Source organism: Corallococcus sp. AB045 (assembly GCF_003668895.1).
In the GTDB taxonomy this organism is placed as follows: domain Bacteria; phylum Myxococcota; class Myxococcia; order Myxococcales; family Myxococcaceae; genus Corallococcus; species Corallococcus coralloides.
In genome coordinates, this window is the sequence record NZ_RAWN01000176.1 from 1 (window position 1) to 20,097 (window position 20,097).

The 20,097-nt window shown below is 69.2% G+C and carries 17 protein-coding genes; 6 read left to right on the forward strand and 11 right to left on the reverse strand.

What is annotated here, in order from left to right:
• Positions 1-387, reverse strand: a 387-nt coding sequence (locus D7Y21_RS31500; RefSeq protein ID WP_121717560.1) for a TIGR02266 family protein, incomplete at its 3' end; no start/stop codon positions are given.
• Positions 388-551: 164 nt separating this feature from the next.
• Between D7Y21_RS31500 and guaB the strand changes: the two genes are divergently transcribed.
• The gene (gene guaB, locus D7Y21_RS31505; protein WP_120568310.1) at positions 552-2,009 is read left to right on the forward strand and encodes an IMP dehydrogenase; all 1,458 of its coding nucleotides are present in this window, start codon (positions 552-554) and stop codon (positions 2,007-2,009) included.
• Positions 2,010-2,102: 93 nt separating this feature from the next.
• On the opposite strand, the gene D7Y21_RS31510 is transcribed toward guaB, so the two are convergent.
• Positions 2,103-2,693 carry a hypothetical protein gene (locus D7Y21_RS31510; protein WP_120568311.1) on the reverse strand — a complete coding sequence of 197 codons (591 nt, stop codon included), beginning with the start codon at positions 2,691-2,693 and terminating at the stop codon, positions 2,103-2,105.
• Between the two features lie 124 nt (positions 2,694-2,817).
• Between D7Y21_RS31510 and guaA the strand changes: the two genes are divergently transcribed.
• Positions 2,818-4,371 (forward strand): glutamine-hydrolyzing GMP synthase, encoded by a 1,554-nt coding sequence (guaA, locus tag D7Y21_RS31515; RefSeq protein WP_120568312.1) that lies wholly within the window; start codon positions 2,818-2,820, stop codon positions 4,369-4,371.
• 12 nt (positions 4,372-4,383) lie between these two features.
• On the opposite strand, the gene D7Y21_RS31520 is transcribed toward guaA, so the two are convergent.
• From D7Y21_RS31520 to D7Y21_RS31530, 3 genes are all read right to left on the reverse strand, one after another.
• On the reverse strand, positions 4,384-5,148 hold the full coding sequence (locus D7Y21_RS31520; RefSeq protein WP_121717541.1) for a phytanoyl-CoA dioxygenase family protein: 765 nt from the start codon (positions 5,146-5,148) through the stop codon (positions 4,384-4,386).
• A gap of 141 nt (positions 5,149-5,289) precedes the next feature.
• The gene (locus D7Y21_RS31525) at positions 5,290-7,383 is read right to left on the reverse strand and encodes a S46 family peptidase (protein ID WP_121717543.1); all 2,094 of its coding nucleotides are present in this window, start codon (positions 7,381-7,383) and stop codon (positions 5,290-5,292) included.
• Between the two features lie 199 nt (positions 7,384-7,582).
• Positions 7,583-8,359, reverse strand: a complete 777-nt coding sequence (locus D7Y21_RS31530; RefSeq protein WP_121717545.1) for an AraC family transcriptional regulator — start codon at positions 8,357-8,359, stop codon at positions 7,583-7,585.
• Positions 8,360-8,466: 107 nt separating this feature from the next.
• On the opposite strand from D7Y21_RS31530, the gene D7Y21_RS31535 reads away from it, so the two are divergent.
• From D7Y21_RS31535 to D7Y21_RS31545, 3 genes are all read left to right on the forward strand, one after another.
• Complete coding sequence (locus tag D7Y21_RS31535; RefSeq protein WP_120568316.1) at positions 8,467-9,294, forward strand: MBL fold metallo-hydrolase; 828 nt, start codon at positions 8,467-8,469, stop codon at positions 9,292-9,294.
• 394 nt (positions 9,295-9,688) lie between these two features.
• Positions 9,689-12,070, forward strand: a complete 2,382-nt coding sequence (locus D7Y21_RS43055; protein WP_233612352.1) for an Ig-like domain-containing protein — start codon at positions 9,689-9,691, stop codon at positions 12,068-12,070.
• Between the two features lie 53 nt (positions 12,071-12,123).
• Complete coding sequence (locus D7Y21_RS31545; RefSeq protein ID WP_121717547.1) at positions 12,124-14,484, forward strand: Ig-like domain-containing protein; 2,361 nt, start codon at positions 12,124-12,126, stop codon at positions 14,482-14,484.
• A gap of 64 nt (positions 14,485-14,548) precedes the next feature.
• Here the strand turns inward: D7Y21_RS31545 and D7Y21_RS31550 are convergent, their stop codons facing one another.
• The 6 genes from D7Y21_RS31550 to D7Y21_RS31570 form a co-directional block, all read right to left on the reverse strand.
• Positions 14,549-14,998, reverse strand: coding sequence for a S26 family signal peptidase (locus D7Y21_RS31550; RefSeq protein WP_121717549.1), 450 nt, complete (start codon positions 14,996-14,998; stop codon positions 14,549-14,551).
• A complete protein-coding gene (locus tag D7Y21_RS31555) occupies positions 14,998-16,863 on the reverse strand; it encodes an ABC transporter ATP-binding protein (RefSeq protein ID WP_121717552.1) in 1,866 nt (621 codons plus the stop codon). The genes D7Y21_RS31550 and D7Y21_RS31555 overlap by 1 nt, the downstream gene beginning before the upstream one ends.
• Positions 16,860-17,381: a hypothetical protein gene (locus D7Y21_RS31560; RefSeq protein ID WP_121717554.1), complete on the reverse strand. Its 522-nt coding sequence runs from the start codon at positions 17,379-17,381 to the stop codon at positions 16,860-16,862. The genes D7Y21_RS31555 and D7Y21_RS31560 overlap by 4 nt, the downstream gene beginning before the upstream one ends.
• 8 nt (positions 17,382-17,389) lie before the next feature.
• Positions 17,390-17,944: a MauE/DoxX family redox-associated membrane protein gene (locus D7Y21_RS31565; protein ID WP_233612353.1), complete on the reverse strand. Its 555-nt coding sequence runs from the start codon at positions 17,942-17,944 to the stop codon at positions 17,390-17,392.
• A gap of 69 nt (positions 17,945-18,013) precedes the next feature.
• Positions 18,014-18,172, reverse strand: a complete 159-nt coding sequence (locus D7Y21_RS42365) for a hypothetical protein (protein WP_014397035.1) — start codon at positions 18,170-18,172, stop codon at positions 18,014-18,016.
• Positions 18,173-18,517: 345 nt separating this feature from the next.
• Complete coding sequence (locus D7Y21_RS31570; RefSeq protein WP_121717558.1) at positions 18,518-18,817, reverse strand: hypothetical protein; 300 nt, start codon at positions 18,815-18,817, stop codon at positions 18,518-18,520.
• A gap of 322 nt (positions 18,818-19,139) precedes the next feature.
• Between D7Y21_RS31570 and D7Y21_RS31575 the strand changes: the two genes are divergently transcribed.
• The coding region (locus D7Y21_RS31575; protein WP_233612354.1) for an Ig-like domain-containing protein at positions 19,140-20,097 on the forward strand (958 nt) is incomplete at its 3' end.

Consider the following 20,097-nt stretch of genomic DNA (forward strand, 5'->3'; position numbering starts at 1 on the left):
GGCGGGCACGGTGTAGTCCGGGGGGCCCACGCCGTTGGGCACGGGCGGCAACTCCGACTGGGCGTGCGGGAGGATGGCGACCGCGGCGTCCAGGAACCGGCGGGTCGCGGGATCCGCCTCCCCGAACTTCAGGCCCATGCCGGAGATGCCCTGGCCCTGCTGGCCCGTGACGAAGTGGACGATGGCCGTCGTGTAGAGGAGCCGGTCGCCGCCTGCCAGGCGGAGGTCCAGGGTGACGGCCGTGCCCGGGGGGCGCACTGCCTTGGCGCGCAAATAGATGCCGCCCCGGGTGATGTTGCCCCCGTATTTCGCGAGGAACTCCTCGGGGGTGGCGAAGGGCAGCTTCACCACCAGCCCGACCGCCCCCGCTTGATTCAATTCCGCCAAGGCCCGGTCCAAGTCCCAATAAGTGTTGGTGGGACACCGAGTATCACCTGAACCTTCCGGGAACGAGCGGCAAAAAACCTTCTTCCGTTGCGCGGCAGCCGCGCAAACCGTATGGACACGCACCCGCCGGGCGCTGGTGCCCCGCGGGGCCTCCGGGAGCCCCCATGTTGAACCACGATATCCGGCTGGCCCTCACCTTCGACGACGTGCTCCTGCTGCCCGGTGAGAGCGCCGTCACCCCGCGTGATGCCGACCTCACCACTCGCCTCACCCGCAACATCCGGCTGAACGTGCCCCTGTTGTCCGCCGCCATGGACACCGTGACGGAGGCGCGCACCGCCATCGCCATGGCCCAGGAGGGCGGCATCGGCGTCATCCACAAGAACATGACGCCCGAGCAGCAGGCCCTGGAGGTCCTCAAGGTCAAGAAGTTCGAGAGCGGCATGGTCGTGGACCCCATCACCATCGACCCGAAGGCGCCGCTCGCCCGCGCCCTGGAGCTGATGAAGGTTCACGGCGTGTCCGGAGTGCCCGTGGTGCAGGGCAAGCGCCTGGTGGGCATCCTCACCAGCCGCGACGTGCGCTTCGAGAAGAACCTGTCCCAGAAGGTCGAGGACGTGATGACGACGAAGCTCGTCACCGGCCACGAGGGCATCGCCCAGGACGACGCCCAGAAGCTGCTGCACGAGCACCGCATCGAGAAGCTCCTCGTCGTCAACGAGGCCTATGAGCTCAAGGGCCTCATCACCATCAAGGACATCGAGAAGCGCCGCACCCACCCGTACGCCGCCAAGGACGCCAAGGGCCGCCTGCTCTGCGCCGCCGCCGTGGGTGTGTCCCCGGACCGCGAGGCCCGCATCGACGCGCTGGTGAAGGCGGGCGTGGACGTCATCGTCGTGGACACCGCGCACGGCCACTCGAAGGGCGTCATCGAAGGCGTGCGCGACACGCGCAAGAACTTCAAGGGCTTCGACCTCATCGCCGGAAACGTGGCCACCGCCGAGGGCACGCACGCCCTGATTCAAGCGGGCGTGGACGCGGTGAAGGTGGGCATCGGCCCGGGCTCCATCTGCACCACCCGCGTGGTGGCCGGCGTGGGCGTGCCCCAGGTGACGGCCGTGGATGACTGCGCCCGCGAGGCGGACAAGCACGGCATTCCCATCATCTCCGACGGCGGCATCAAGTACTCGGGCGACATCGTGAAGGCGCTCGCCGCGGGCGCCAGCTCCGTGATGATCGGCTCGCTGTTCGCCGGCACGGAGGAGTCCCCCGGCGACGTCATCCTGTACCAGGGCCGCAGCTACAAGAGCTACCGCGGCATGGGCAGCCTGGGCGCCATGAAGCAGGGCGCCAAGGACCGCTACTTCCAGTCCGACGTGGAGGCGGTGAAGCTGGTGCCGGAAGGCATCGAGGGCCGCGTCCCGTACAAGGGCACGCTCTCCATGAACGTGCACCAGATGCTGGGCGGCATCCGCAGCGGCATGGGCTACGTGGGCTGCGCCACCATCGAGGACCTGCGCACGAAGGCCACCTTCACGCGCATCACGTCCGCCGGGCTCAAGGAGAGCCACGTGCACGACGTCATCATCACCGAGGAAGCGCCCAACTACCGGATGGAGTAGGGCTTCCACCGCCCCAGGGCCTCACCGTCACCGGGAGGCTTCGGGGCAGGGGAGTCTCCCCCGGCCAAGGCGCCGGGGGAGGACAGCGGGCGACTACTTGCCGCGACGCTTGCCGCCGCCCGTGGTGGACGTGTCCTCGGCGGGGGCGGCCGTGGCGGACACGCGCTTCTCCGCCGAGTTCACGCTCTGGAGGAGCGACTCGCGGTCGTCCGGGTCCAGCGTCTCGATGGCCTTCTTCAGGGTGCCGAAGTCCAGGCGGGCCACCGTGACGGTGTTGCCACCCTTGATCTCCTGCACCGTGGGCACGGCCACCAGCTCACGCAGGTAGGTCTCGAACTCCACCCGGACGTCCGCGGTCTGCTGGATGCAGGCGTCCTTGGCGTTGACCAGGTTCTGGCTTCCCTCGCGGTAGCTCAGGTCCGGGTTGCGGGCCATGGCCTCCTCGAAGGTGTGGGTGCGGTCCTTCAGGGAGGAGTACAGATTGACGTAGTCCACCAGCCGGTCGGACTCCGGGCGGTTCACGTCCCGGGCCTTGTTGAGGGGCGCGGAGGTGTCGTCGCAGGTGAGCTTGGACAGCGCCTCGACCCCCGGCGCGTCCTTCACCGCGACGCTGCGGGTGTCACGCTCCAGACGCTCGTCGGAGGTGATCTCCTTCACGCACCCCGAGGAAGACAGGAGGAGCATGGCTGCTGCAGTGGAAGCGGACAGGCGGCGCACGAACAATTGACGGCCTTTCAGCGTTGATTTCCCGAAGTTTGTAGCGATAAGGGCCCCCACCCGTCAACGACGCCCCCTGGGAGAATCGCCGGTGGACCTGCACTCCGAGAAGATCCTGATCCTTGATTTCGGGAGCCAGTACACCCAGCTCATCGCCCGCCGGGTGCGCGAGCTGGGCGTGTACTGCGAGATCCACCGCCCGGACCTCCCCGCCGCCGACATCCGGCAGTTCGCGCCGAAGGGCATCATCCTCTCCGGAGGGCCGGCGTCCGTGGAAGCGCCCGGCTCCCCGCGCTGCGACCCCTACGTCTTCGAGGCCGGCGTCCCGGTGCTGGGCATCTGCTACGGCCTCCAGCTCCTCGCCAAGCTCCTGGGCGGCCGCATCGACCGGGGCGCGCACCGCGAGTTCGGCAGCGCGGCGGTGGAGGTGCTCTCCGCGCGAGGCCCCTTCGCGGAGTTCCGCCCGGGCGACCAGGTGCAGGTGTGGATGAGCCACGGCGACCGGGTGGACGAGCTGCCTCCCGGCTTCGAGGCCATCGGCCGCAGCGGCAACTCGCCCTTCGCGGCGGCGGCCCACAAGACGAACCCCTGGTACGGCTTCCAGTTCCACCCGGAGGTGGTCCACACGCCGCAGGGCAAGGCCATGCTGCGCGCCTTCCTCTTCAACGACTGCAAGGTCTCTGGTTCGTGGACGATGAAGGGCTTCATCGACGAGGCGGTGGAGACCATCCGCAAGCAGGTCGGTGACGAAGGCCGCGTCATCTGCGGGCTGTCCGGCGGCGTGGACAGCTCCGTGGCGGCGCTGCTGCTGCACCGGGCGATTGGCCCCCGGCTCCAGTGCATCTTCGTGGACAACGGCGTGCTGCGTCAGGGTGAGCGGGCGCAGGTGGAGGCGCTCTTCGTGGACCGCTTCCACGTGCCGCTGAAGACGGTGGACGCGCGCGAGCGCTTCCTGTCGAAGCTGGCCGGCGTCACGGATCCGGAGCAGAAGCGGAAGATCATCGGCCGGGAGTTCATCGCTGTCTTCGAGGAGGCCTCGCGCGACGTGCAGGACGCGGGCTTCCTGGCGCAGGGCACGCTGTACCCGGACGTCATCGAGTCCGTGTCGTGGAAGGGCCCGTCCGTCACCATCAAGAGCCACCACAACGTGGGCGGCCTGCCGGAGCAGATGAAGCTCAAGCTGGTGGAGCCCCTGCGCGAGCTCTTCAAGGACGAGGTCCGCGCGCTGGGCCGCGAGCTGGGCCTGCCGGACGAGATGGTCTCCCGCCAGCCGTTCCCGGGCCCGGGCCTGGCCATCCGCGTGCTGGGCGAGGTGAACGAGAAGCGCCTGGACCTGGTGCGCCGCGCGGACGCCATCGTGCAGGAGGAGATCCACAAGGCCGGCCTGTACAAGGAAGTGTGGCAGGCCTTCGCCGTGCTGCTGCCGGTGCAGAGCGTGGGCGTGATGGGCGACGAGCGCACCTACGAGTCCACCTGCGTGCTGCGCGCCGTCACCAGCGTGGACGGGATGACGGCGGACTGGGCCCGCATCCCGTTCCCCATCCTGGAGAAGATCTCCTCGCGCATCACCAACGAGGTGCGCGGCATCAACCGCGTCGTCTACGACATCTCGTCCAAGCCGCCCGCCACCATCGAGTGGGAGTGAGGCGGTAGGGCGTTACGTCACCGCGCGCCGGATGGCTTCCTCCACCGGCGACGTGTCCTCCGGGAGCCGGGCCAGGCTCAGGGGCTCCCGGGGCAAGAGCGGCGGCTGCGCCATGAAGCGCGGCCGCGTTCCCCGGTGGGGTTGGGCCGAGTGCACGAGGAAGGGGTGGCACAGGTACACCGTGCCCGCCTCGCCCGTGGCCAGCACCTCCCCTCGGTGGGCGGACTCCGCGAAGCCATTGGCCGCGAGCTGACGGAGCGTCAGGCCCGCCTCGCCCGCCGGGCCCAGCAACCGCGCGATGTCCTGGTGCGAGCCCACGCGGATGCGGGTGGGCGCGTCGTCCTCGCCCACGTCGGAGAAGAGGAAGAGCATCAGCAGCGCCCGGCCTTTCGAGGCGACGTTGGCGCGCCAGTCCATGAAGTCCGGCTTGTCGAAGTCGAACCCCACGTCGATGTGCCACCCCGCGTCGCCTGGATCCTCCGGGGAGGGGAAGCGCACGGGGAACGTGCCCATCGACCGGAGTGGCAGCCACCGGCCGGCGCCGACGATTTCGTCGTAGGCCGCGTGCAGCACGGGGGTGTTCGCGGCGTCCACGAAGGGCTTCTGGGGGTACATGCCCAGGCGGATGACGGGGCGGGTCCAGGTGGCGGGCCGGTCCGGATCACACCCCGTGTCCCGCCAGAGGAGGGCCCGGGCTTCGTCCGCGACCTCCCGGGGGAAGGCCCCGTCGATGCGAAGGAACCCGTCCCGCATGAACTGCTCGGCGCGCGCGTCCATATGCCTCCTGTCCCCGGGGGAAGTGCCGGGGCACCATGCGTTCACGGCAGGTCGCCGCTCTCCCTGACGGAGGATGAACGAAGAGGCTGCCCGGAGCGAACCGGGCAGCCTCTGGGGTGCTTCAGGATGCCTGCGGGAGGACTACCCCGCCGGGTTCGCCTTCACCGGCGCGACCTTGGTGCTGCCGGGGCGCAGCTCTTCCAGGACGCGGGTGGCGCCGTAGATCTTCTGGAGCGCCTCGATGATGGCCTCCGAGTGCACTGCCACGGTGCGGTTCACGGACTCGTCGAAGCCGTACTCGCCGCCCAGCGACTGGATGTTGCCGTCGAACACCAGGCCGACGACCTCCTGGTTCTTGTTCACCACGGGCGAGCCGGAGTTGCCGCCGATGATGTCGTTGGTGGTGATGAAGTTCATCGGCGTGGTGCCGGTGATGACCTTCTCCGACTTCAGCCACGACTTGGGCAGCGCGTACGGCTCCTGGCCCGTGGCGTGCTCGAAGGTGCCGGACATCTGGGTGATGGGGGCGACCTGCTGGCCCTCATCCGTGTAGCCCTTCACCGAGCCGAAGGACACGCGCGGGGAGAAGGTCGCGTCCGGGTACTGGCTGGTGCCGTAGATGTCGAACTTCGCCTTGGCGACGAGCTCGCTGTTCTTCTTGATGATGGACTCCACGTCCTCCTCGAACTTCTTGCGGATGGCGCGGGCGTCCGGATCCGTCAGCAGGGCCAGCTGGACCATCGGGTCCTTGGACGCGTCCACGGCCTTCTTGCCGCCGTCCCAGAGCGCCTGGCGCGCCTTCGGGTTGATGAGCTTCGTGCCCTTCACCACGCGGGTGGCGACCTGCTCCGGGGACTCCTTGCCCAGCACCTTCTTCACGAACGGGTGCTTGGCGCCCAGCTCCTCCCGCATCTTGGTGAGGCCGAACGTCAGGCGGGCGATCTCCAGCTCCGGATAGATGGGCGCGGGGCTGAAGAGCTGCGCCTTGAGGGCGGTCAGGTTGGCGTCGTTGAACTCGCGCAGGCGCTGGCCGTTGTCCTTGGGCAGCTCGTCGCCAGCGCGCACCAACGCCCTGGCGGTGTGGAACAGGCCGGAGGACAGTCCATTGCCCTGCTCGAGGAAGTTCAGGTCCTTGCGGAGGGTGAGCAGCTGGGCCTCCGCCTTGGCGATCTCGTCCCAGGCGGCGGCGTACTTCTTCTTCAGCTCGGGGTTCGCGTCGACCTTCTTGCGCAGCTCCTGCTCCGCGGCGACCTTGGAGGCGAAGAACTTCTTGTCGAGCAGCGCCTCGTGGCGGCCCTTGGACGCCTTCAGGCCGTTCTCCACACCGAAGAGGAGGTTGCTGGAGATGCGCTTCTGCTCGGGGCCACGCTTCTGGAACTCGGTGAGCATGCCGCGCAGCTCGGAGAGGTACATGAGCGTCTTGGGCAGGGACACGTCGCGGGTGTACTCCAGCTCCGCGATGGTCAGCGCGCGCGAGGTGCGGCCCGGGTTGCCGGCCACGAACGTGAGATCATTCTCCTTCGCGCCGCTCTCGGACCACTTGAAGTAGTCCGGCGTCTTCACCGGCTGCTTGTCCTGGTAGACGCGCACGAACGTCACGTCCAGGTCGTAGCGGGGGAACTCGAAGTTGTCCGGGTCACCGCCGAAGAAGGCGATGGCGTGCTCCGGGGCGAACACCAGGCGCACGTCCTGGAAGCGGCGGTACTTGTACAGGTTGTACTTGCCGCCCTGGTACAGCGTGACCAGGTCGCAGCGCACCTTGTCGTCGCCGTTGGCGCAGGCCTTCTCCACCTTGGACATCTCGGCCTTCAGCGTGTCCGAGTACTGCTTGCCGGTCAGCGACTGGGTGGCCTTGTTGAGCTGCTCGGTGACGTCGGTGATCTCGACGAGCTGGTTCACCTCCATCGCCGGGCACTGCTTCTCCTCGCCCTGGGTCTTCGCGTAGAAGCCGTTGGCCAGGTAGTCCTGCTTCGCGGTGGACAGCTGCTCGATGCAGCCGCGCGCGCAGTGGTGATTGGTCATCACCAGGCCGTCCGGCGACACGAAGCTCGCCGAGCAACCGCCGGCCAGACGCACCGCGCCCAGGCGGAGCTTGTCCATCCACTGCTGATCCGGCTGGAAGCCGTACTTCTCCTTCACCTTGGCGGCGGGGAAGTTGTTGTACGTCCACATGCCTTCATCGGCGAGCGCCGGAGCGGCACCCACGAGGGCGGCGATGACGACCAATCGCTTCATTGAATGGGATCCTTTCGGGCCGCGGGACGGAGCTCCGCGGGGACGGGGCGTTTGTGAGGGATGGCCCAGCGTCGGTCAAGCTGGGAAAACGCCCACGCCTGCCGCATAACGTCCGAGCGCCCGAACGATTCCCTGGGACGCTCACAGGGCAGGCGCTTTCCCCACCCGCCGGGTCCCGACGCAGCGCGTCCGAGCCCGCTCAGGCCGCCCGTGCGCGCGCCCATGCCCCCGGTGTGGTGCCCAGCACGGCCCGGAAGTCCGCGATCAGGTGGGCCTGATCATAGTAGCCCGCGCCGGCGGCGATGCTTCCCCAGTCCGGCCGCGCGCCCTGGGCGGTGGAGGCCTGGAGCGCGCGCTGGAAGCGCACGAGCCGAGCGTAGGACTTGGGTCCCATGCCGAGCACATCGTCGAAGGTGCGCCGCAGGTGCCGTTCGCTCACGCCGAGCGTGCGGGCCAGATCCGCGACGCGAGGAATTTCACCGGAGCCGGTGAGCAAGCGGATGCCGCGCCGCACGAGGTACGCGGCGGCCGGTTCGTAGACGTCGTCCCGGTGGAGCCGATCCACGAGCGCGGCCTCCAACGTGCGCAGGCGGGCCTGGGAGGAGGGAGCTTCCGCGAGCGCTTCGCGGAGCCGGGCGCCGTCCGTCTTGCCCCAGAGCGTGTCGATGGAGAGCGACCGGTGGGCGAGCTCCGACATGGGCAGGCCGAAGAAGGGGTAGGCGCCGCCGGGCTTGAACTGGATGCCCAGCGTGTCGGGCGGAACCTCCGAGGGCGCCTTGCGCACCACCTGCTCCCGAGGCCCCAGGGCGTGCACATCGCACGTGGAGGAGGTGACGCGGACCACCAGCTCCACGGTGCCGTCTGGCACACGGACGTAGTCGCCCGAAGAGGGACCGCGCCAGAGCACGCGCACGCGCTGGACGAAGCGGGACAGGTCGGCCCGAGGAGCCAGCGCGTTGTCAGCCAGAGCGGCCATGCGTGGGGAAGCATGGGACGGACGGACCCTCGCTTCAACCCGGGGCCCGTGCCGGATGGCCGATTCCTCCAATCGGGGACCGGGGCCCGGTCCGTACCTTGCCGGGCATGCGAATCCATCACCTCAACTGTGGAACCCTGTGTCCCGCCAGTGCCCGGTTCGTCACGGGCTCGGGCGGCCTGTTCGAGCGGGCCCGGATGGTCTGCCATTGCCTGCTGCTGGAGACGTCCCGGGGGCTCGTGCTCGTGGACACGGGCCTGGGGACCCGGGATGTGCAGGACGCGAGGGGGCGGCTGGGACAGCGCTTCGTGAGACGGAACACGCCCCGGTTGGACCCGGCGGAGACGGCGCTGGCCCAGGTGGAGCGGCTGGGCTTCCGACGCGAGGACGTCCGGCACATCGTGCCCACGCACCTGGACCTGGATCACGTCGGAGGCCTGGTGGACTTCCCGGACGCGCAGGTCCACGTCTTCGCGGAAGAACACGCCGCGGCGGTGGTGCCTCCGGTGTCGGGCGCGAGGCACGGCTACAAGCCGGTGCAGTGGGCCCACGGGCCGAAGTGGAGCCGGTACGCGGTGGACGGTGAGCGCTGGTTCGGCTTCGAGGCGGTGCGGGTGATTCCAGGCCTGGACGCGGAGGTGCTGCTGGTGCCGCTGACGGGCCACTCGGCGGGCCATTGCGGCGTCGCGGTGAAGGGGCCCGGAGGCTGGATGCTGCACGCGGGGGACGCGTACTTCAGCCACCACGAAGTGGACCCGGTCGCGCCGAGGAGCCCGTGGGGCGTGGCGCTGTTCCAGCGGCTGTACTCCGAGGACAACGCCGTGCGGCTCCAGAACCAGGAGCGGCTGCGCGGCCTGGTACGCGCGCATGGGCACGAGGTGAAGGTGTTCTCAGCGCACTGCGCCGTGGAGTTCGATCGGATCCGAGCGGGCTGAGACAACTCGGTAGCCCCGAACGCCGGGCCGACCGTTCGCGTCATCGGGCCAGCGCGCCCCCGGGCCTCGAGCACCGCGAACCTGTCCGACTGTCGGACAGGTTTTTCACCTGCCGGGCCAGCACAGCCTTGGGCCTCGGGAGGCGCGAACCTGTCCGACTCACCGTGAGGCATGGCTCGTCACCAGGGAGTGTGGATCCACCCTGTTGGGTAGCGCTTGAGAGGGACGAACACGGAGAGTCCCGAGCGACTTCCGTGGCGCGGGAGCGACTCAGAGGCGAAGTCGAAATGACTACTCGTAAAGTCCCGCGCCCTTGCTGGAGGAGGCCCGCTGGAAGCGTGGTGACAAAGCCACGGCCTGCGGGACCTCACTGTCCCAAGTGCTGGAGCGTTTCATGGGTCGAAAGAGTCGAACCGGGCTGGTGGTATTGGCCCTGGGCCTCGTGCTGGCCCTGACCGGGTGCGGCGGTCAGGCCATGGCGGTGGCGGAGGGCAGCGCGCAAGCAGTGGTGACGCTGCCGCAAGCCTTGAGCGCCAGCGACATCGCCCGCGTGGAGCTCACCGTGTTCGGCGCCGGCATGACAACGCGTACGGACGCGCTGGTGAAGACAGGAGGGCAGTGGGGTGGGGTGCTTGGGCAATTGCCCGCGGGCACCGGGCGCACCTTCAGCGCGCAGGCCTTCGATGCCTCCAACATCGTCCGCTACTCGGGGCAAGTGACGCCCGTCACCATCCAGGCCGGACAGACGACGGCGGTCACCCTGTTGCTCCAGGAGGTGAACGCGCCGCCGCCCTTCGACAACGCCGCGCCGCGCATCCTCTCCCTGGTGGCGAGCCCTGCCACCGTGGCCCCGGGCGGCCAGGTGACCCTCCTGGCCACCGCGGATGACCTCAACGCAGGCGACACCCTCACGTATGCGTGGACGGCGGCCTCCGGCAGCTTCAGCGCCGCTTCCAGCCTCGCCACTTCATGGACAGCACCCGCCTCCGCGGGCCCCGTGGTGCTGACGCTGACGGTGACGGACTCCAAGGGCGCCTCGGCTGCCCTCAGCGTCACCATCACGGTGAGCACCGGCAATGGCAGCGCCGCCGTCAACATCTCCTTCAACACCTGGCCTCAGGTGGCTGGAATGACAGCCGTGCCTTCCTCTGTGGTCGTAGGCCAGTCCACCCAGGTGACGGCCTCCGCCAGCGACGCGGACGGAGACAGCCTCAGCTACGAGTGGACGGCCAGTTGCGCGGGCACCTGGGCCAATGCCACCTCCGCCAGTCCCAGCTTCACGCCCTCGGCCCAGCCTCCTGGCGGCACCTGCACGCTCAGCGTCGCGGCGCGTGACGGTCGTGGCGGACAGGGCATTGGCAGCCTCACCGTCTACGTGACGACGTCGCCTACCACGGGGCGGTTCCCGCCAGAGATCGTGGAGACATTCCACTCGATCGCCACCGTGCCTGCGCAGGGTGACACCGTCGTCTTCCGCGCGAGGGCGCGAGATCCGCAGGGCAGCGCGCTCTCCTTTGCCTGGACCGCCAACGCGGCCGGGTTGGGTACTGCCAGCGACGGCGCGACGACCAGTGAGGTGCTCTGGACGGCTGGCGCCTGCCTTTCTTCGGGCACGTCCCTCACGGTGACGGTGACCGTCCACAACGCGCTGGGGTTGTCCGCCAGCGCCTCCATGGTCCTGGAAGGCGGCACGCCGTGCACACCCTCGCCGAGTCGAGTGACCTGGATCGCGGCGGGAGGCGCGCACAGCCTGATCGTGAGACAGGACGGCACCGCGTCCGCGTGGGGCCACAACGGTTATGGGCAGCTCGGGGACGGAACGAACGTGGACCGATTCCTGCCCGTTCCGATCCAGGTGCAGGGCCTTACGGGAACCACGGCCCTATCCGCCACCGCCTATCACACGCTTGCACTCCAGCAGGACGGCACCGTGTGGGGCTGGGGGTACAACGACTCCGGCCAACTGGGGGACGCCGCGGACATGGTCCGAGTGACACCGGCTCCGCTGCCCGGCCTCACGGGTGTCATGGCCCTGGCCTCGGGGACGTACCACTCACTCGCGCTCAAGCAGGACGGCACCGTCTGGGCCTGGGGCCTCAACAACCTGGGCCAACTGGGAGACGGGACCACTGTCAGCCGCACGGAGCGGATGTCCGTGCCGGGCCTCACGGGTGTCACGGCCCTGGCCGCGAGCACCTATCACTCGCTCGCCTTGAAGCAGGACGGCACCGTGTGGACCTGGGGCTACAACAGCTCCGGGCAACTGGGGGACGGGACGACCGCGAGCCGCCTCACGCCCGCGCAGGTGCCGGGGCTGACGGGCGTATCGGCCATCGCCGCGGGGCTCGTCCATTCACTCGCGCTCAAGCAGGACGGCACCGTGTGGGCGTGGGGCCGGAACACCGACGGTCAGCTCGGAAATGGGGCGGCCGTGAACAGCCCGGTCCCGGTGCAGGTGCAGGGATTGACGGGCGTGTCGGCCATTGCCGCCGGGTCCTATCACTCGCTGGCGCTGAAACAGGACGGCACCGCGTGGACCTGGGGCCGCAACGCCGCGGGGCAGCTCGGGAATGAGGCCGTCACGGGCAGCCTCACGCCGGTGCAGGTGCAAGGACTGACGGCGGTGACTGCCCTGGCCGGAGGCGACGCGCATTCCATGGCGCTGCTGCGGGACGGCACCGTGTGGACCTGGGGCTACAACGCCGAGGGCGAGCTGGGCGATGGGACGACCCTCGACCGCACCGTGCCCGTGCGGGTGCAGGGCTTGGAAGACTGACGTCCAGAAGCGTCCGCCCATCAGCAATTCCAGACATCACGCAGGAGGGATGCATGCGAAGAGAGAGTCGAAGCGGGCTTGCCGTGCTGGCATTGGGCCTGGTCCTGGCATTGGCAGGGTGCGATAGCGCACAAGGGGTGCAGGCACAGGAAGGCAGCGCGCAGGCAGTGGTGACAATGCCGCAGGCGTTGAGCGCCAGCGATGTGACCCGTGTGGAACTCACGGTGTCCGGCGCGGGCATGACAACACGCACGGATGCGTTGGTGAAGACGGGAGGACAGTGGGGTGGGGTACTGGGCCAGCTGCCTGCGGGTACCGGCCGCACCTTCAGCGCGCAGGCCTTCGATTCCTCCAACACCGTGCGCTACGCGGGGCAGGTCGCGCCCGTCACCATCCAGGCCAACCAGACGACAGCCGTGACGCTACTCCTGCAGGAGGTGAATGCTCCAGCGCCCTTCGAAAACGCGGCGCCGCGCATCCTCTCCCTGGTTGCGAGCCCTGGCACTGTCGCCCCGAGCGGACAGGTCGCGCTGCAGGCCAACGCGGACGACCCCAACGCGGGTGACACGCTCACGTATGCGTGGACGGCGCCCTCCGGCAGCTTCAGCGCGGCCTCAAGCCTTTCCACCACCTGGACGGCGCCAGCGACACCGGGCCAGGTGGTGCTGACGTTGACGGTGACGGACTCCAAGGGGGCTTCTGCTTCCCTCAGCGTCACCATCACGGTGAGCACCGGCAACGGCAGTGCTGCCGTCAACGTCTCCTTCAACACCTGGCCTCGCGTGGTCGGCGTGACGGCCCTGCCGTCCTCCATCGCCGTCGACCAGACCACCCAGGTGACGGCCTCCGCCAGCGACGCGGATGGGGACGGCCTCAGCTACCAGTGGACGGCCGACTGCGCGGGTACGTGGACGAATGCCGCTTCCGCCAGCGCCAGCTTTACGCCCTCGGCCCAGCCCTCCGGCGGCATCTGCACACTGACGGTCCTGGTGCAGGACGGCCGGGGCGGGCAGGGCACGGGCAGCCTCACCCTCTACGTTTCGACGTCGCCCACCACCGCGCAGTTCCCGCCCGAGGTGGTGGAGACGTTCCAGTCCGTTGCCTCGGTGCCCACGGGCGGCGGCACCGTCGTCTTCCGGGTGAAGGCGAAGGACCCGCAGGGCAGCGCGCTCTCCTTCGCCTGGGCCTCCAGCGCGGGTGCTCCAGGCTCGGCCACCAGCACCGCCACCACCAGCGAAGTCCTCTGGACGGCGCCCTCTTGCCTGCCCTTGGGAACCCCGCCCACCGTGACGGCGACCGTCACCAATGCCCTGGGCCTCTCCACCTCTTACGTCTTCTCACTCCAGGGAGGGAGCGCCTGCGCCACGGGCTTCGGAGCGCATTTCGCCGCTGGCGACCACCACACGCTCGCGTTGAAGCAGGACGGCACCGTCTGGGCCTGGGGTTCCAACGGCTACGGCCAGCTCGGCGACGGGACGACGACGAACCGCCTCACGCCCGTGCAAGTGCAGGGCTTGACGGGCGTCGTGGCCCTCACCGCTGACGGCGCCCATTCGCTCGCCTTGAAGCACGATGGCACCGTCTGGGCCTGGGGCTATAACGGCAAGGGCCAGCTCGGCGACGGGACACTGACGACCCAATTCACGCCGGTGCAGGTGCAGGGCTTGACGGGCGTCGCGGCCCTCTCCGCTGGCGCGGACCATACGCTTGCCTTGAAGCACGATGGCACCGTCTGGGCCTGGGGCGGGAATGACTATGGCCAATTGGGCGACGGGACGTGGACGGTTCGCCTCACGCCGGTGCAGGTGCAGGGCCTGACCGGGGTGGTCGCCGTCGACGCAGGTTACTTCCACACCCAGGCGCTGAAGTCGGACGGCACCGTCTGGGCCTGGGGCGCGAACCACTGGGGCCAGCTCGGCAACGGGACGACGACAGCCCGCCCAACGCCCGCGGAGGTGCCGGGTTTGACGGGCGTCGCGGCCCTCTCCGCTGGCTGGGGTCAGACGTTTGCCTTGAAGAACGACGGCACCGTCTGGGCCTGGGGCTACGACGGCAACGGCCGGCTCGGCCACGGGGGGAGCGGCTTCAGCCCCGCGCCGGTGCAGGGGTTGACGGGCGTCGCGGCCGTCACTGCTGGCGGCGCCCACACGTTCGCCTTGAAGCAAGACGGCACCGTCTGGGTCTGGGGCTACAACGCCTACGGCCAGCTCGGCGACGGGACGCTGACGGAGCGCCACACGCCGGTGCAGCTGCCGGGCCTGACGGGCGTCGCGGCCCTCTCCGCTGGCCTCTACCATTCGCTCCTCTTGAGGCAGGACGGCACCGTCTGGGCCTGGGGCAGGAATGACTATGGCCAATTGGGCGACGGGACGTGGACGGTTCGCCTCACGCCGGTGCAGGTGCTGAATTTCTGACGAGACGCCAGGCGCTTGCGTTTGGGGCTCGGAGGACTGATTCCCAGCGGGTCCCGTCTTCTCGTCAGGAGCTCGGGACCCGCACGACGCCAATGATGGCCTCAGCGTCGATGTAGCCGAGCTGCCGCGAGTCCTGGGTGTTGTCGACGTTGTCTCCCGACACCACTACCTTCCCGGACGGAACGCACGTCCGGGCATCGGCGCCGAGCTTCGCCCACGCCCAGTCCGGCACCGGATCTCCCGCGACGGCGGCCACCCGCTTGATGAGATAGGGCGGGTCCTCCGAGCTCATCACCGCGAGCCGCTCGGCGGGCAGCAGGAAGACGATGACGTCCGAGCGCGCGTAACCGCCGTCTCCCACACGGCGCCTCGCGAGGAGCTGCTGCCCGTCGCGCAGCGTGGGCGCCATGCTGTTGCCTCGCACCGTGACGACGAGCCAGCGGCGTCGCGCCCAGGCCGCTAGCGCTGCGCCCGCCAGCAGGAGTCCCGCGCCCACGCCCATCGCCGCGAGCATCACGCGACCTCCCGCTGCGAGGTCCGCGAGGCGACGCGCTCGTCCTGATAGCCGCTGGCCTGGAGCGTGAACAGACGCGCGTACTCGCCACCCGCCGCCATCAGCGCGTCATGCGTGCCCTGTTCGATGACGCGGCCATCGGAGAGGACGTAGAGCATGTCCGCGCTCCGCAGCGCGCTCATCCGGTGGGAGATGAGCAGACGCGCGCGCCCCGCGCCGTAGCGCTCCAGCGTCTGGTGGATGTGGAACTCCGCGGCCGCGTCCAGTCCGGAGCTGGGCTCGTCCAGCACCAGCAGGTCCACGTCCTGGCGCATCAGGGCTCGGGCCAGCGCCACCCGCTGCCACTGACCTCCGGAGAGCGAGACTCCCGCCGGCGCATCGTCGTCCTCGCCCGCGAACACGCGGCTCAGCAGCGTGTCGTAGCCCGCGGGAAGCGAGGCGAGCGTGTCGTCCATCTCCGCCAGCCGCGCCACGTCGCGGATCCGCGCGCCGTCCTTCAGCCGGGCCGCGTCCCCCAGGCCGATGTTCTCCGCCGCGCTGAAGTCGTACGTCATGAAGTCCTGGAAGGTCGCCGTCATCCGCGCCCAGAGCGCATTCGCATCCAGCTCCCGCACGTCCACGCCGTCCCAGAGGATCTGCCCGCGCTCCACGTCGTAGAAGCGGCACAGCAGCTTCACCAGCGTGCTCTTTCCCGCGCCGTTGACGCCGACGAGCCCCACCGATCCGCCCGCCGGAATGAAGAGGCTCACCCCACGCAGCACCCAGGGGCCGTGGGCGTCGTAGCGGAACCAGATGTCGCGCAGCTCGATGCCATGCCGCAGCGGCGCCACCGGACGCGAGGGCCCCTCCGCGCGGACCGGCAGGTCGATGATGTCGAGGTAGTTCTTGAAGGTCTGGATGCTGCGGCTCGCGAACTCAATCTGCGACAGCAGCCCGTTGAAGGCGCTCTGGATGCCCGCCACGGCCGCGAGGAAGAGGGCCACGTCTCCAAGCTGGAGCTGCCCCCGGATGGCCCCTCGCGCGACGATGAAGGCCCCCACCGAGGCCACCACGGCCGTGAGCAGCGACAGCGCCGCCTGCACGCCCAACCCCTTGCGCGTCACGGCCAGCTCCTGGGTCGACGCCTTGCGCAGCGACGCCACCATCCGCTCCAGGAGCAGGTCCCCCAGGTTGAACAGCCGGCTCTCCTTGGCCGCCCGCACGTCCACCAGCAGCGAGTGGTAGAAGTCGCGCCAGCGGTACGTCGGAACGAGCGCCTCGGTCAGCTCCACCAGCCACCGGCTGCGCGCGAGCTGCGCCGCCAGCGCCACGCCCCCCGCCAGCAGCAGCAGCAACGCCATGGGCGGCGACACCATCAGCACCACGGCGCTCAGCGTCCCCACCGACACCAGCGTGCGCACCATGGCGCGCACGAACTCGGCGAGCTGCTGGGGCGCGTCCAGGGCGGCCTCGTTCGCGAGGCGAAGCCGGCCGTGGAAGGCGGGGTCCTCGAAGTGGCGCAGGCCCTCCAGCGCCACCACCTTCGCGAAGAGGGTGCGCTCGACCTCGATGGTGACGCGCCAGCGGATCACCCCGGCCAGGTACTCGGTGACGTTGAGCACCGCCATGGCGCCCCCGGCGACGGCGGCGGCACCCACCGCGAGCGTGAGCGCCCGCTGCGAGTCGGCGAGCGCACCGCGGCTCAGCTCGTCCAGCAACTGCTTGGTGAGCCACCCGCCCACAGCCGCCACGGAGCCCGTGCACAACGTGAGCGCGAACGCGAAGGCCGACGCCAGCGGAGCCGAGCGCCACTGGAGCACCACGGCCGCGCGCACCGTGCGCAGCACCTCACGCACGAGCCTCCGCGCGTTCCGTGGCTCGGTCATGGCAGGACTTCGTGCACGAAGTGTCCCGCGGCGGCCACCACGCCTTTATCGACGAGCACGAGGGTGGGGTAGCCGGCCTGTTTTATCGCCCGAGTGATGGAGTCCCCATCGTTCAGGTACGCCACCCGGGCCACCTGCTTGAGCGACGCACCGAGCGAGACCACGTCCGGGTCCTCGGGCCCGCCCTCGATGAAGGCCAACAGCGGCATCCCCGGCGGCGAGGCGATGAGCTTCTCGCGCACCGAGGAGCAGGGCCGGCAGCCGGGGGTGAAGAAGCCGATCAGGGTCTTCCCGTCCGCCAGGACGGCATCCGTGACGGACTCGCCCTCCATCGTGGTCGCCTCGAAGCGGCCCACCTTGTCACCTTCCAGCGGCAGGGCAGGGTCCCGGGTGGGGACCTGGTTGGCCACCGTCTCCTGGAGTTTGCGCAGCCGGCCGATGAGCGCGAGCGTCAGCAAGAGGTTGAGCACCACCAGCACGGCGAGGATGGCGCCACCCACGACAAGAATCTCAACCATCGTCTTCCTCAGGTCCTTCGGGCTCGCGACGACGCGGCCACGGGCTCCGGTCCGCGGATCAGGAACACCAGGTCATCCCACCGCGTGACGAAGACTCCGCCCAGCACTCCGGCGGTCCCCGCGATGGCCCCCATCGCCACCGTCACGGGCGCGCCCGAGGCCGCCGCGTGGCTCACGGCCCCGACGACAGCGACGGCCAGCAGCAGGCCGTTGCGCACCAGGTGCGCCGCGCCCACGGGGGTATTGCTGGCGCCAAAGCACCGGCAGGCGACCTTCGCGCCCCGGCGCAACACCCATGCAATGCCAAGCGTGAAGCCGCCCAGGAGCGCCAGCGCGAGCGCATAACCCGCGGCCACGTTCAAGAGCAGCAGGAGCGCGGAGGCGGCCTCGGCGAGAATCAACGTGGCCGCGAGCGGCGCGCCCGCCAGGGAGGGAGGCAGACCGAAGTTCACGAGCGTCTGGATGAAGTCCTCGAAGGGCTTGCGTCCGCGCGCCTTGCTGATGGCGGCGAGTACGAACACCAGTGACAGCATCAGGCGACAACCGAGATTGACCGCGCTCAACGGAGAGCCTCACTGAGACGACGGCTGGACGCCGAAGTGGCGCGTCCAGCCGCGGTCATGAATCAGAAGTTACTTGCAGCCGACCGACGCGACGCAGATGCCGTAACAGTTGTGGACCTTGCGCTTGGTGGTGCAGCACTCGCCGTTGGAGGGGACGCAGGCGCCTGCGGGAACCTCGGACAGGAACATCTTCAGAAAGCGGTCGCTCAGCGCCTTGAGGATCTTCATGGTGTGGTCCTTTCGGTATGCGTTGAGAGGGGGGTGAACAACATCCACTCAGCGCAACGCGAACGTTACACCTCAAAGGTTATCTGGCGAAAGTGGGCTTTCGCGGAATCTAAGTATTTAGAGATTAACGCAGCGCGCCTTGCCAGGGACGGCTGGACGCCGTGCGGCACGTCCAGCCGTGGTGATGCGGCTGGAGAGAGGGCTTCTCGACGCGACACGAACGTTACCGCTCGAAGGTTATGCGGCGAAAGTCGACCTTCGAGGACCCATGGTATTCGAAGAACAACGCGGCGCGCCTTCTCAGGGTGTCTGGGAATGACGCGGCGTGCCTCCGGCACACCGTATTCAGCTCTCCGCGCTGGCGTCCGGGTGCTCCTCGCTGCACACCTGCGGGACGTCATCGGCCTGGAGGGCTTCGTCCGGCATCACCGACGCCGAGGGCTCGGTGGGGGCGACGACGCCCGAGGCGCACTCGAAAATGTTCCAGTCCGCGCACGTGGCCCACCGGTTGTGGAAGGCACACGGGTAGTCGCAAGCCTTGTCCCAACAGATGTCATCGCACTGCGGCGGCAGGGCCAGGGCCGCCGTGGGCGCGAGGGAGAGGACCGCCGAAACAGCCAGCAGGGACTTCATCAGCGTACGCATGTCTGCTCCGTTCGTGTGTACAGCGAATCCCGGCGAATGCCTTCCCAGCATGAAAGGCCTTTCACCGGAGCACCGGCTTCGTAGCAGGAAAGATAGAGATGAAGCCCCAGAGGCTTGAGCCGTCTAGCGTCAAGTCGACATCTTCAACAGACGTCCGCGCCGGGATGTCAGGCTGGACCACCGTGGCGCTGGGGTGACTCAGGCGCGAAGGCTGGGAACTCCCACTAGAGTTCCGCGCTCCTCTCCTGGCAAGACACCCGTCCACGTGGACGCGGAGTGCCTCTCGGGGAGGCTCATCCAGTTGCGCCCGGGGGAGCAGTCCATGAGGCAAGAGAGTCGAAGCGGGCTGGCGTGTCTGGCCTTGGGCGTGGTGCTGGCATTGGCCGGCTGCGGTGGGGCGCAGCAATCCAAGGAGGCGGAAGGCAGCGCGCAGGCGGTGGTGACGCTGCCGCAGGCCCTGAGCGCTAGCGACGTGGTGAGGGTGGAACTCACGGTGTCGGGCGCGGGGATGACGACTCGCACGGACGCCCTGGTGAAGACGGGCGGACAGTGGGGTGGGGTGCTGGGCCAATTGCCCGCGGGCACCGGCCGTACCTTCAGCGCCCAGGCCTTCGATGCCTCCAACACCGTGCGCTACGCAGGCCAGGTGACGCCCGTCACCATCCAGGCCGGGCAGACGACGGCGGTGACGCTGCTGCTTCAGGAGGTGAATGCGCCGGCGCCCTTCGAGAACGTGGCGCCGCGGATTCTCTCCCTGGTGGCCAGTCCCGGCACCGTCGATCCCGGCGGCCAGGTGGCCCTGCAGGCCACAGCGGAGGACCCCAATGCGGGCGACACGCTTACCTACGCCTGGGCGGCCAGCACGGGCAGCTTCGGCGCCGCCTCCAGCCTCTCCACGGCGTGGACGGCGCCGGCCTCCGCCGGCCCCGTGGTGCTGACGCTGACGGTGACGGACTCCAAGGGCGCCTCGGCTGCCCTCAGCGTCACCATCACGGTGAGCACCGGAAACGGCAGCGCGGCCGTCAACGTGGACTTCAACACCTGGCCCCAGGTCGCCGGGGTAACGGCGCTGCCGTCCTCTGTCGCGGTGGGCCAGTCCACGCAGGTGACGGCCTCCGCGAATGACTCGGACGGGGACAACCTCAGCTACCAGTGGACGGCTGACTGCGCAGGCACATGGACGAATGCCACCTCCGCGAGCGCCAGTTTCACGCCCTCGGCCCAGCCGTCGGGTGGCACCTGCGCGCTCACCGTGACAGTGCATGATGGGCGGGGAGGGC

Bases quoted from the DNA above. Each gene is read 5' to 3' on its own strand.
- guaB (WP_120568310.1), top strand. From the start codon at position 552: ATGTTGAACCACGATATCCGGCTGGCCCTCACCTTCGACGACGTGCTC.
- D7Y21_RS31510 (WP_120568311.1), bottom strand. From the start codon at position 2,693: ATGCTCCTCCTGTCTTCCTCGGGGTGCGTGAAGGAGATCACCTCCGAC.
- D7Y21_RS31520 (WP_121717541.1), bottom strand. From the start codon at position 5,148: ATGGACGCGCGCGCCGAGCAGTTCATGCGGGACGGGTTCCTTCGCATC.
- D7Y21_RS31525 (WP_121717543.1), bottom strand. From the start codon at position 7,383: ATGAAGCGATTGGTCGTCATCGCCGCCCTCGTGGGTGCCGCTCCGGCG.
- D7Y21_RS31530 (WP_121717545.1), bottom strand. From the start codon at position 8,359: ATGGCCGCTCTGGCTGACAACGCGCTGGCTCCTCGGGCCGACCTGTCC.
- D7Y21_RS31535 (WP_120568316.1), top strand. From the start codon at position 8,467: ATGCGAATCCATCACCTCAACTGTGGAACCCTGTGTCCCGCCAGTGCC.
- D7Y21_RS43055 (WP_233612352.1), top strand. From the start codon at position 9,689: ATGGGTCGAAAGAGTCGAACCGGGCTGGTGGTATTGGCCCTGGGCCTC.
- D7Y21_RS31545 (WP_121717547.1), top strand. From the start codon at position 12,124: ATGCGAAGAGAGAGTCGAAGCGGGCTTGCCGTGCTGGCATTGGGCCTG.
- D7Y21_RS31550 (WP_121717549.1), bottom strand. From the start codon at position 14,998: ATGCTCGCGGCGATGGGCGTGGGCGCGGGACTCCTGCTGGCGGGCGCA.
- D7Y21_RS31555 (WP_121717552.1), bottom strand. From the start codon at position 16,863: ATGACCGAGCCACGGAACGCGCGGAGGCTCGTGCGTGAGGTGCTGCGC.
- D7Y21_RS31560 (WP_121717554.1), bottom strand. From the start codon at position 17,381: ATGGTTGAGATTCTTGTCGTGGGTGGCGCCATCCTCGCCGTGCTGGTG.
- D7Y21_RS42365 (WP_014397035.1), bottom strand. From the start codon at position 18,172: ATGAAGATCCTCAAGGCGCTGAGCGACCGCTTTCTGAAGATGTTCCTG.
- D7Y21_RS31570 (WP_121717558.1), bottom strand. From the start codon at position 18,817: ATGCGTACGCTGATGAAGTCCCTGCTGGCTGTTTCGGCGGTCCTCTCC.